The sequence below is a fragment of the Alteromonas stellipolaris genome (assembly GCF_001562115.1).
Taxonomy (GTDB): domain Bacteria; phylum Pseudomonadota; class Gammaproteobacteria; order Enterobacterales; family Alteromonadaceae; genus Alteromonas; species Alteromonas stellipolaris.
On record NZ_CP013926.1, the window covers coordinates 2,193,343 to 2,206,013 of the forward strand.

The 12,671-nt window shown below is 43.2% G+C and carries 8 protein-coding genes and 1 pseudogene; 3 read left to right on the forward strand and 6 right to left on the reverse strand.

Features of this window, described 5'->3' with window-relative positions; translation table 11 throughout:
* Positions 1–3: 3 nt before the first annotated feature.
* On the reverse strand, positions 4–1,212 hold the full coding sequence (locus AVL57_RS09275) for a TauD/TfdA family dioxygenase (RefSeq protein ID WP_057793164.1): 1,209 nt from the start codon (positions 1,210–1,212) through the stop codon (positions 4–6).
* A gap of 96 nt (positions 1,213–1,308) precedes the next feature.
* Between AVL57_RS09275 and AVL57_RS09280 the strand changes: the two genes are divergently transcribed.
* A complete protein-coding gene (locus AVL57_RS09280; RefSeq protein ID WP_057793165.1) occupies positions 1,309–2,217 on the forward strand; it encodes a LysR family transcriptional regulator in 909 nt (302 codons plus the stop codon).
* Between the two features lie 69 nt (positions 2,218–2,286).
* Here the strand turns inward: AVL57_RS09280 and AVL57_RS09285 are convergent, their stop codons facing one another.
* Positions 2,287–2,868, reverse strand: a complete 582-nt coding sequence (locus tag AVL57_RS09285; protein WP_057793167.1) for an NADPH-dependent FMN reductase — start codon at positions 2,866–2,868, stop codon at positions 2,287–2,289.
* A 336-nt stretch (positions 2,869–3,204) separates the two neighbouring features.
* Here AVL57_RS09285 and AVL57_RS09290 point away from each other — a divergent pair, with 336 nt between their 5' ends.
* Positions 3,205–6,393, forward strand: a complete 3,189-nt coding sequence (locus AVL57_RS09290) for an EAL domain-containing protein (protein ID WP_057793169.1) — start codon at positions 3,205–3,207, stop codon at positions 6,391–6,393.
* Between the two features lie 97 nt (positions 6,394–6,490).
* On the opposite strand, the gene argS is transcribed toward AVL57_RS09290, so the two are convergent.
* The 3 genes and pseudogenes from argS to AVL57_RS21345 form a co-directional block, all read right to left on the reverse strand.
* Positions 6,491–8,221, reverse strand: a complete 1,731-nt coding sequence (argS, locus tag AVL57_RS09295; RefSeq protein ID WP_057793172.1) for an arginine--tRNA ligase — start codon at positions 8,219–8,221, stop codon at positions 6,491–6,493.
* A 14-nt stretch (positions 8,222–8,235) separates the two neighbouring features.
* A complete protein-coding gene (gene prfC, locus AVL57_RS09300) occupies positions 8,236–9,825 on the reverse strand; it encodes a peptide chain release factor 3 (RefSeq protein ID WP_057793174.1) in 1,590 nt (529 codons plus the stop codon).
* Between the two features lie 494 nt (positions 9,826–10,319).
* Positions 10,320–10,604 (reverse strand): annotated as a pseudogene (locus AVL57_RS21345) (MFS transporter); the annotation flags it as partial.
* Between the two features lie 186 nt (positions 10,605–10,790).
* Between AVL57_RS21345 and AVL57_RS09305 the strand changes: the two are divergent.
* Positions 10,791–11,678, forward strand: a complete 888-nt coding sequence (locus tag AVL57_RS09305; protein ID WP_057793177.1) for a LysR substrate-binding domain-containing protein — start codon at positions 10,791–10,793, stop codon at positions 11,676–11,678.
* A gap of 28 nt (positions 11,679–11,706) precedes the next feature.
* On the opposite strand, the gene AVL57_RS09310 is transcribed toward AVL57_RS09305, so the two are convergent.
* Positions 11,707–12,639: a DMT family transporter gene (locus AVL57_RS09310; RefSeq protein ID WP_057793179.1), complete on the reverse strand. Its 933-nt coding sequence runs from the start codon at positions 12,637–12,639 to the stop codon at positions 11,707–11,709.
* Positions 12,640–12,671: the final 32 nt, after the last annotated feature.

Genomic DNA, 12,671 nt, shown 5'->3' on the forward strand with positions numbered 1-12,671 from the left:
CACTTAACCTCTCATTTCTTCTGTTTCTGCTGTGGCTTTGGTATTCGCTATTTTAAACTCACCGTTCGTACTTGCTGATTCAATCGCAGCGTTGGTATACATAGAGCCTTGCTTCCTTTTAAGCGCATTGTAACGGCCTTTCGGTGCATCAATATCTATGTAAGCGCCTTGTAGGTGACGACGCCCCTCGCTAGGGTCAAATCCTGTTCGCCCATGTAACACCCGGGTGTTGTGAAACATCTGCAATTGACCGGGCTCTAATCTAAAACGCCACTCATATTCAGGCGAACACAACAACTGCCCCAGACGTTTACGGGCACGATGAAATATAACCATTTCTTGATCTTGTAATAGCGGCAAGTAGTCGAGTCGTGGGCTATAAGCGATCCCCGTAATTCTGCCACTGGGATCAGATTCAATCATGGTACGCCTTTCTATCAAGTCAACATCGTTGTCATAATAGCGGTAACGAACAGGTACCTTGCAAAGCAATGCGAAACCATCGGGATCTTCCTTTTTCAACTGCTCTAGCACCGACAGACTATCTACCAGGGTCGACAAGCCTTCTGTCGTTTGGTTTTCTAAACAATGTAGAAGTTGAATACCCGGCATGGGGTTTCGGTAAGGGTTATCGGTATGTGGCCCTAACGGTACTGAACGATATGCGAGATCGTTCGAGTTTGGACGGGTGAAAACCTCGAAGTATTTACCAAAGTTCGTTTCTCTAACATGGCCAAATAGGTTTGCTACTTCTAATACCGCGTCTGATTCAGTAGGCACGTTATCAACAATTAGCACACCGTAGGTTAAGAATATTTCTATTCCTTTAATTAACCCCGCTTCCGATTTCAACGTGGCTAAATCGATATGAAATAATGACTTGTCCACATTGCTTTTCCACGGAATATCATTAGGCGCGCCATCCCAAACATCGAAGTCGGCAGCGAACTCGTTCAAATCGTACTCACCAGAATACCCGTCACTGAACGTAAGGTTAGCAAGCGTATTGTGCTTCTTTTCTACCTTAACCAGCGACACATTTTCATCTAACTGATGTGGGTCGAAAAAGCGCTGTTTAGTGGTTTTATCCAGGTTTTCTGAGTCTTGGCAACGCTCACGAAGCCACAATGCGGGTAAAGGATAGTGTTGCCCATTTACAGTCGCTGACACGGAAGCATTCGCTTCGTTGATAATATAGTCTATTTGCTGCACGAGAATCTCCCTTAAAAATTAATAGGAGAAGTATCAAGTAATCGCGGTTTATATTACAGTAGCAAAGCCTTATAGCTAACATGCAAATTAGTAATAATGAAAGAATCTGAGTTACCTACACTTAACGGCCTATTATGTTTTGAAGCAACGGTCAGGCATGGCTCTATGACATTAGCAGCTGAAGATCTTGGTATTACACAGCCATTGGTGTCTCAAAGAATTCGCGCACTGGAAGATGTGGTAGGTGGTATTTTAATTGATCGTAGTAAGAAACCCGTCACACCTACGATTGAAGGGCTCAAGTATTACAATGAGTTAAGAGGCTCTACATCATCTATTCTGCGTGCTACCAATAACGCACGAGAAGATTTTCGTGAAACAAAAACTAAAATTTCTATTAGCGCCTATTTTGGTTTTGCCTTTCATTGGATAATGCCTAGGCTGCAGCGATTACAACAAGCTTTTCCTGATTATCTTTTCGAAATCCAACCAACCAATAGCTTAAATGACCTAACCACTGCACATGCAGATATATTATTTCACTTCTCATCAAAAATTGGTAAATATCAGTTTGAAAAGATGTTAATTCCTGAGATGGTTTTTCCCGTTTGTTCACCTGAATTCGCAGCTAAATACGACTTAAAAAGTGGTCAACTACTCAGTGACTTGAGAAACCTTCCCCTATTACACAAGGATGTAGATGATTCCCGTTGGCTAAATTGGCAACGCTGGGCACAAGCATTAAGTGTTAAGCCCTCCGCAAGCCCTATTTCTTTTCGATATAACAATTACCCCCTTATTGTTGAAGCCGCTATTGGCGGACATGGGCTCTGCTTAGGATGGGAAGGCTTAATAAACCCTTTTATTGAAGATGGTAAACTTATTGAATTAGGGCCGCGATTAAAATCTGAAACACGGGGGTATCAGATTTGTTCAGATCAATACGCTAACTTTGCAATCGGTAATGTGATCAAGTGGTTCATTAAAGAAGTAGAACAAGACTAGGTTATAAGAGGTTAGATTGACGAAACAATAGAGGCGAGAATTACTCGCCCCTACCCACTCAAGCATTAACTATAGAACCTGCGCGTTCATTTTCATCGTTAGTTCGGCGGTTTGTTTACCCAAGTTTTTAAGTTGTTTGATGGTTTTCTCGTCGGTAATTACGCCGCTATCATCCATTAAGGTATTCACTTTGGCTACAGCAAGTTGTGCGGGTAACACCGTCACGCCTATGTTTGCCAGCAACATGCGTAAAACCACCAATACCCTCATTCCGCCCAAACCACCAGCCGATGCAGCCATAATCCCTGCGGTCTTGCCTTTAAAAGCCTGCATGGGTTTATCACCTTCTTCCATTCGACTAGCCCAATCAATAGCATTTTTGAGCAATGCGGGGTAACTCGAATTGTACTCTGGTGAGGCAATCAAGAAACCATCATGTTCAGTTAATAACCGCTTAAAGCCTCTCGCATTTTCTGGTACGCCTGACTTGCCCTCTTCATCTTCATTATAAATAGGCATCGGATAATCAGCTAGATTAACGACAGTAACTTTAGCGCCTGACTCCCTTGCGCCTTCAGCAGCAATCTCTAGTATTGCTTGATTAAATGAGCCGTTCCGCGTACTGCCAGAAAAAGCGAGTAGCCTTGTCATATTATAAATTCCTATATTAGGGCTATGCAAAATAAACATATTGTAGCAAGTCACACTACTACATTATTAATAAAAAATTGCGAGCGATAAGCCAATTATTTAATCGTTATTGTAAAGCAACTTCGGTATTCTATGAATAAACACTCCGCAACCAGAGCGGCAAAGTTAAATTAAATCAACATGTTAATAAGAATTACCGCTTTTATAGTATTGTTACTATACTTATGCAAATTGTCGGCGCATTTAAAGGCCACGCACTGTTCGATATGGTTATACACTACGATAAATCTTCACGTTTTCGTAGTAACCTTGGTTAAATGGATTTAGAAAAACTACATGGCGTACCTTTTTCAGTCACTTCAGTCGAGAATAATTCTTCTCATCGTTATGGTTGCATTACCAGGGTTGGTTGGCGTTTTTTACGACTCATACATTGAAAGAGAGCGAGCTGTAGAAGCAGCTATAAGCCAATCCGTAAATACCGCCAACGCCACCTCAAAATTTCAATCTACGTTGCTTGATAAAACACGTATTTTTCTGCAAAACCTCTCCAGTTTCGATGCGGTTAAAAATCCTGACTCACAAATATGCAGTGCATTTCTCTCCGACGTACTCAAAGTAAATAGTAATTATATTAATCTAGGTGCACCAAGAGCAGATGGCGAACTCCTGTGTAATGCCCGCGCCATCAAAACACCAATCAACGTCTACGATCGCCCTTATATTCAAGAGGCGCTAGCTACTCGAGATTTTTCTATAGGTGAGTTTCAAATTGACCGGGCAACTAACCTTACCAGCGTAAATTTCGCTTACCCGGTAATGAGTGCTACAAGCGATACTGTGGTGGCATTGGTGGTGGCAGTCATCTCACTAGAATGGTGGAGTGAAGTACTGTCAGAGTCTCATTTACCCAATAATACCGTTGCTTACATTACCGATAGAGAAAATCAAATTGTTGCTGCATATCCGACGAACAACAACCTGTTAGGAGCGTCATTAGAAACGGGCAGCGTGGCAATAGCTAACTCAAATATTGCATTTGTTGACAGCGCTTTTATTAGCAATGATCCTTATCAACGAGTATATGTAAAACGCCCGTTGTTTGAAGGTGGTCGGCAAATTAATATTACGGTAGGCATACCACTTAAACAAACCCTTGAGGTCATAAATGAGCGACTGATTAACACGGCTGGAATTTTGACCGCACTAGTAATGGTACTCGTGGGTGTCTCAGTATGGAGCGTGCGAAGAAACGTACTAAAACCCATTCGCACCTTGCTTCACTCTACTAAAGCCCTTGCTGAAGGCAAAGACATAAGTGACGCGCCTTTGCATGGTAGTGTTGAGCTAGTGAAATTACAGCAACGCTTCACCTCTATGGCAAAAACACGGCTAGAGGCAGAAAAACGACTTATCGATAGCCAAGCTTCCTTGCTGGAAAGCAAAAACATACTAGCGAGCCATATTGAAAATACCCCTCTAGGGTGCATTACTTGGAACACTCAGCTTATTTGTACCGATTGGAACAAATCGGCAGAATTTATCTTTGGCTATAAAAAAGAAGAAGCAATTGGAAAACATGCCTCAGACCTCATCATCCCCCTAGAACGTCGGGCTGAAATAGATGACGCATTTGCTCAACTTATTAAGAGAAAGGCACCAAAGCGAAAAATTAATAAAAACGTGACTAAGTTTCGCCACCCCATTATCTGTGAATGGTATAGCACGCCCATTCTTGATCTGACTGGTAACGTAATAAGCGTCACCTCTTTAGTTCAAGATATTACTAAGAACAAGCATTTAGAAGAAAAACTAAAACTATCAGCAAGTGTTTTTTCTCACGCACGAGAAGGCATATTCATCACCGATAGCTGCGCAAACATCATCGACGTGAACAAAACCTTTGTAGATATAACAGGCTATAAACGAAACGAAGTGTTAGGCAAAAAGCCCAGTATATTTAAGTCGGGAAAACAGTCTCCTGAGTTTTACCGTCATCTATGGTCATCGATTGTTAACAAAGGTTACTGGGCAGGAGAAATTTGGAACAAACGGAAAAATCATGAAGTTTACGCCCAACTATTAACCGTTAGCGCAGTTAATGACGATGAAGGCAATGTAAAAAACTACATCGCTATTTTTAGCGACATTTCTGAAGCCAAAGAGCAGCAACATAAATTAGAACATATGGCTCATTATGACGTATTGACTAATTTACCCAACCGATCGTTGCTTGCCGAGCGGTTAGACAAAGCATTGTCTCATTGCAAATCCGATAAAGGGTTTGTGGCCGTGGCACTCCTCGATTTAGATGGATTTAAGGAAATAAATGATAGTTTTGGACATAGCGTAGGCGACGAACTACTTGTCATTTTGGCTCATCGTTTGAAAGCAACATTGCGAGAGTGTGACACTATTTCACGCTTTGGTGGTGACGAATTTGTTGCGGTATTAGCAAATTTAAAACAGCCCCAAGATTTTGCTGCTATCGTAAAGAGTATGCTTAGAGTTGCATCAGAACCGGTAAAAATTGGTGAGCACCAGCTTAAAGTATCTGCCAGTATTGGCGTTACGCTTTACCCTGCAGATGACACCGATGCTGATCAGCTTATCCGCCACGCCGACCAAGCGATGTACGTGGCAAAACAGAAAGGCAAAAACTGCTATCACTTATTTGATATAGAGTCTGAGGGCGCGATAAAAGCACGTCATGAAATACTCCAGAGCATAACTACAGCCTTACACAACCGAGAGTTCGTGCTTTACTATCAGCCGAAAGTGAATATGCGCACTGGGGAAATGATTGGCGCAGAGGCCCTTATTCGTTGGAAACATCCCGTTGAAGGCATACTCTCCCCTGCAGCTTTTTTACCGTTTATTGAAAATCATCAGCTCAGTATAGATATTGGTGAGTGGGTGATAGAAGAGTCATTGCAGCAATTTAGTCGCTGGAAGGAATTAGGGGTTCACATTCCTATTAGTGTGAATATTTCTGCGTTGCAGATTCAGCAAAGAAATTTTCCTATTCGCTTAGCTCGTCTGTTGTCTAAAGTACCCAATGTTCCCCCTGAGGCGTTTCAGTTAGAAGTATTAGAAACCAGTAAGCTAGGTGATATTAAAAAAGTCGCGGAAATTATGGATGATTGCGTAAAGCTAGGGGTCACGTTCGCCATTGATGACTTTGGAACAGGTTATTCCTCTCTCACTTACTTAAGACGATTGCCGGCAAAAGTTATTAAGGTGGATCAAACCTTTGTGCGTGATATGTTAATCGACCCAGAAGATAGAACCATTGTTGTAGGGGTGATCGCACTTGCTAAATCGTTTAATCGAGATGTTATTGCTGAAGGAGTAGAAACTATTGCTCATGGCACATCTCTGTTAGCTTTGGGTTGCGAACTGGCGCAAGGATATGGGATTGCTCGACCTATGCCCGCCACGGATATGCCTGATTGGATAGCACATTGGTCCACTAAAACCGAATGGACATCCCCTTCACTACAGCTTCTCGATAACAAGTCATAAAAAAGGCCGACACGCGTGTCAGCCTTTTTTAAATACCATAGCACAATGACTATCTCTGTTCGAAAATCAAATGCCGATATCGTGTATGTTATCCGAGTTACATTCTTTCAAGAGTTTCAATACCCAACAAGTTCAAGCCTTGGCTTAACGTGCTAGCCACAAGTGCTGATAAGGCCAGACGGCTGTCTCGTACTTCCAGTTCAATGCCGTCTTTTAGCATTGGGCAGGCTTCGTAGAAGCTCATGAAGGCGCTGGCTAGTTCGTACAAGTATGTGCACAATACATGTGGCGTAGCATCACGTGATACCAAGCCTACCACTTCTTCAAACTGCAATAACAGTACCGACAACGCGTGTTCTTGTTTTTCAACAATATTGATATCTACTGGCATGGTTTCAATAGCAACACCTGCTTTTCTGAATAAGCTTTTAACCCGCGTGTAAGCGTATTGCAAATACGGAGCGGTATTTCCTTCAAAGCTCAACATGGTGTCCCAGTTAAACATATAGTCAGTGGTACGGTTTTTACTTAAATCGGCATATTTTACTGCGCCGATACCTACTTTACGGGCAACTTCCGCTAATTCGTCTTCTGATAAATCGTTGTCACGCTCGGCAATCAATTTACCAGCACGTTCTACTGCTTCATCTAATAATTCAACCAGTTTAACCGTACCGCCGGTACGTGTTTTAAATGGCTTACCATCACTGCCTAACATCATGCCAAATGGGCAGTGTTCGTAGGTTTGTGCCTCTTCCATGAATCCTGCTTTACGACCTACTATTTCGGTTTGCTTGAAATGTAGCGCTTGGCGAGCATCAGTAAGAATAAGCGTTCTGTCGGCGTTCAACGTACCACTACGATAGCGCATGGCGGCCAAATCTGTGGTGGCATATAAATATCCGCCACCAGATTTTTGTACAATATAAACCGCAGGATTGCCTTCTTTGTCGGCCAACTCAGGAATAAATACTACTTGAGCGCCTTGGTCCTCTACTGCAATACCTTTTTCTTTTAGCTCGCTGATTACATTAGCTAAATCGTGATTATAGGCAGACTCACCCATAATATCAGCACGGGTTAAGCTTACGTTTAATTTCTTATAAACGTCTTCAGAGTGTGCAATAGACACATCAATGAATTTTTCCCATAAGCTCAGGCATTTTTCATCACCGCCTTGAAGCTTAACCACGTATTCACGGGCACGATCGGCAAAGCCTTCTTCGTCATCAAAACGCACTTTTGCTTCACGGTAAAAGTCTTCTAAATCGGATAACGCCGTTTCAGCCACTTCTTGTTCTAACTTGTCTGACAAATGCGCCAGCAACATACCAAACTGCGTACCCCAGTCACCCATGTGATTTTGGCGAATGACTTTATGGCCTAAAAACTCTAATACCTTCACCACAGCATCACCAATAATGGTGGTACGTAGGTGCCCTACGTGCATTTCTTTAGCTAGGTTTGGAGAAGAGTAATCTACCACCACGGTATGCTCTGGCGATTTTGCTACGCCAATGCGTGGGTCGTGTAACGCTAGCTCACACTGATTTGCCAGCCACTCGTTGTTCAAATGAACATTGATAAAGCCTGGGCCAGCCACTTCTAGTTTACTGGCTACATCGTCAAGTTTTACAATCTCAACAATCTTTTCTGCAATATCGCGAGGCTTTTGTCTAAGTTGTTTCGCCAACGCCATTGCGCCATTGAATTGATATTCACCAAATTCAGGACGAGCACTGCGCGATACAGGAATAGGTGCGTTTTCAACACCCATTGTTTCTAAAGCTTCACTAAATCGATTAATTAATAATGCATGTATATTCATAGTTGTTCTTTATCTTAATTTTCGCGCGTGTTTTTAAATTCGATGTCTGGATAACGTTCTTGAGACAGCTGTAAGTTCACTCTAGTAGGCGCGATATACGTAAGATTATCGCCACCATCTAGTGCAAGGTTTTGCTCACCCTTGCGGCGGAATTCATCCAGCTTTTTCTCGTCTTTACAGTACACCCATCGGGCTGTGTTTACGTTTATGTGCTCGTACAACGCATCAACATTGTATTCTGCCTTCAAGCGGGCGACGACGACATCAAACTGAAGCACACCTACCGCACCTACAATTAGGTCATTATTGGCAAGCGGCCTAAATACCTGAACCGCACCTTCTTCAGAAAGCTGGATAAGACCTTTAAGCAATTGCTTCTGTTTTAGCGGATCGCGCAATCGAATGCGCTTAAATAGTTCTGGTGCGAAGTTAGGAATACCACTGAAGCGATAGTTATCGCCTGAGGTAAAGGTATCGCCAATTCGAATGGTACCGTGGTTATGCAGGCCAATAATATCTCCCGCATACGCCTCTTCAAGCAAGGCTCTATCGCCGGCTAAAAAGGTTAATGCATCAGAAATACGCACGTCTTTACCAAGTCGTGAATGGCGCATTTTCATGCCCTTCTCGTACTTGCCAGACACAATACGGCAAAACGCGATACGGTCACGATGCTTAGGATCCATGTTCGCCTGTATTTTGAATACAAAACCACTGAACTTGGTATCTGTCGATTCAACGGGGTTTTCGTCAGTCTCACGGCCTTGGGGCGCTGGTGCCCATTCAATCATGCCATCAAGCATATGATCGACACCAAAATTACCCAATGCGGTACCGAAAAATACTGGCGTAAGCTGGCCGTCTAAAAAGAGCTCTTTATCAAAGTCGTTTGATGCACCGCGCACAAGCTCTAGCTCGTCACGTAAAGTTTCAGCTAGGTCGCTGCCAATGGCATCTTCAAGTTCAGGGTTATCTAACCCTTTTAAGATACGAACTTCTTGAATGGTGTGCCCATGGCCACTTTGGTACAAAATAACTTCATCACGATAAAGGTGATAAACCCCTTTAAAGCTTTTACCGCAACCGATTGGCCAGGTAATAGGTGCGCAAAGAATATCGAGTTCGCTCTCAACTTCATCCATCACTTCTAATGGATCGCGTATATCGCGGTCGAGCTTGTTCATAAAGGTCAAGATAGGAGTGTCACGTAAACGCGTGACTTCCATCAATTTACGGGTTCTATCCTCTACCCCTTTCGCGGCATCGATAACCATTAAGCAAGAGTCAACAGCGGTAAGCGTACGGTAGGTATCTTCCGAGAAATCTTCGTGTCCAGGCGTATCCAGTAAATTAACCAGATGGTCGTTGTAAGGAAATTGCATTACAGAGGTAGTGACAGATATACCACGCTCTTTTTCCATCTCCATCCAATCTGATTTAGCATGTTGGCCAGACTTTTTACCTTTTACCGTACCTGCAGTTTGCAGTGCGTTTCCGAACAACAGTACTTTTTCAGTAATGGTGGTTTTACCCGCATCTGGATGCGAGATAATAGCGAATGTTCTTCGCTTATTGATTTCGTTAAGAAAATCGGCATTTGCCATGAAAAATCGATCCCGTTTTCGTACCCGTAATGGTACTTCAGTCTTGAGTATTTACTCGCTTTGCTTAGTGACGTTCTTACTGTCGTTACTTACTTATGCATACAAGATAACGAAGGGACGCCAAGCATTACGCCTTCCCCTTTGAAGCCTTCATTGGCACCCAAAAAGTGGAAAGCATTGAGGGAGTATAAAATGCCGCTTATTATACATTTGTGGCAGCTAAAAACACGCTCTGCTGACGTTTTTCTGATAACTCGTAAATAAATACTGATTGACGGGTAAATTCGTCATTTCAGTAGTGAAAATAGTGCAGGCAAAAGAGCTGATGAAAGAGATAATTAAAGACGTAGTAGCGGGATTAGTGACCGCGTAGAAAAGAGCGTTGTTAGAGCTGTAGTAAAGTTCCTTTTTAGACGGATATAACTACCGTGGTGAGAGCGCTAACGAAAAGTTTCATGATCTATTAATATCATGAGCTATTAATCTCAGAGTCTGGCGGTATCTCGTAACTCCATGCCCTCAACAACCGCACCACGTAATACTGAACCAAGTGCAATGCCAATATTAAACGCCGCAATATTTAATCCTAATGCCACATCTACCGCGTTTGGGGTATATCGCTTGGCCAATTTCACCACATATACTTGCAAGCCAGGTACATTACCAAAGGCAAATGCGCCTCACACCAATACGGTTAATACAGCATCTACCAGGATGTTCATAGTAAATGTTAGAGTAAATAGTATGAGCGCGAGGGCAGTAAAAATAATGGCAATAGCACTGGCTACCTTGTCTTTACTTACCAAACCTGTGGCAATGGTAGAACCGATAAAGAAGCACACGCCATGGGCATTTTCTTCCTCAAAAAGTAAGTTTCAGTGCGTGCACTGTGCAGATTGTTTTTGTTGCAAATAAAAGCAACAATGACAAAATATTTTTGTGATTATTGATAAAGTAAAAGCTGAATGAGCGTAAGTGCTAAAACCGAAGACATAGAAGCGTTTGTTGCCGTGGTAGATGCAGGCAGCTTTTCTCGCGCCGCTGAATTGCTGGGCCAGCAGGTGGCAAAAGTGTCTCGCGCTGTTGGCCGTTTAGAGGATGTCCTTAATGTTACCCTCCTTAACCGTACCACCCGCCGATTGGAGCTAACCGAAGAAGGTGTAGTCTACCTACAGTACGCCCGCGACAGTTTGAACTTACTAGAAAAAGGCGAAGAAGCGTTACGGCTGCTAAGCCAAAAGCCTTCTGGGCTATTAAGAGTAGATGCTGCAAGCCCTTTTGTGCTGCATCAGTTAACCCCACTAGTAGGTGAATTTCGTAAAGCGTACCCAGAGATAAAACTCGATATTACCAGTCACGACAACATAATTGATTTGCTTGAACATAAAACTGATATCGCCATTCGAATTGGTACCCTAAGCGATTCTAATTTGCACGCAAAGACCTTGGGACGAAGTGCACTTCATTTGGTGGCTAGCCCAGCCTATTTAGCAAATTCTAATATTGATGTGACAATAACGTCATTAGGCGAACATCAGCTCATTGGTTTTTCTAGTGGTGCTAGCTTGAACCGCTGGCCTTTATCAGAAGAGGTAAAACTTAATTTCGATTTAAAGGCATCTAGTGGAGAAACCATCAGGCAACTGTGTTTGGCAGGTCAAGGCATTGCCCTACTGTCGCACTTTATGGTGGCGGACGATTTAAAAAACGGAAAACTTGTCAGCGTATTAGGCGAGCACTTACTTACACCAAACAATCGAGAGCCCGTGCAAGCCGTTTACTACCGAAACAGTGCAGTGTCGTCTCGTATATCGGCTTTTTTAGATTTTATACAGCCACGCCTCAAGCTGTAGCGACTTATTTAATTGCCCAGTTTATTTATTAGGTTTGTCCAGGCACCTTGGAGATCAATTTCTTTAGTGCCGACTTTGGCAACGCGTTGAGGGTAAGTGCACAAAGCATTACAGTGGCGCCAACAATCACCATGGGCAACAAGGTCTCACCTAGTAACAGCACCGAGCTTACGTAACCAATGATTGGCGTTAGCGTGCTAATAAGTACTATTCGCTCAGGCGGAAGCTTAGGCCCTGCAGACACCATAAGACCAAAACCCAACCCAGTAGCGATTGGTCCAATGTAAGATAGTGACAACCAACCTCGCACCCCGTATTCAGCAAAATTGGGGACCCCCTCAATAGCACACGCAATCGCTAGCATTACTAATCCAGCCAACGCGAATTGCCAAAACACCGCATCAATAACACTCCCATGCCATTTGTGAAATGAAACACGCCTTATAGAGACTGCCCACAACCCCGAAGCTAATAGCATGCCAAACAAAGGTAACCAAGCACCAGGCTGGCCCGACGCGAACAATATTAAGCCAACGCCAACTGTAGAGATACTCGTCAATACAAAGCGTTTGGCTGCAGGGCGCTGTCGATACCACACGGTATCAATCACCAGCATCCACAGTGGCGTGGTGTAAATCAAAATACTCGCGGTACCGGCGGGAATGTACTGCAAGCAAACCGTGATTAACCCCATAGAGCCAATGAACTGCACCAAGGCTACCGTAAAGATAACCGCGCGGTCGGGGCGTGAAAACGTTGGTAATCGTTTTTTAGTGATAAACACAAATAAGGCGATAACAGGCAAGGCAAATAATAGCCTGAGCGCCACCATCCAATAAGCACTTACGGAATCTAAACCTAGCTTCATTGCTGGCCAACTTAAGCCTAAGCACAACACTGAAACAAACAGCATTTTAATGCCTTTTGCTTGAACTGACGGAGGAGGCAACGCAGAAGACATATTCAATACCTATAAAATGAAAAAGCATGCGC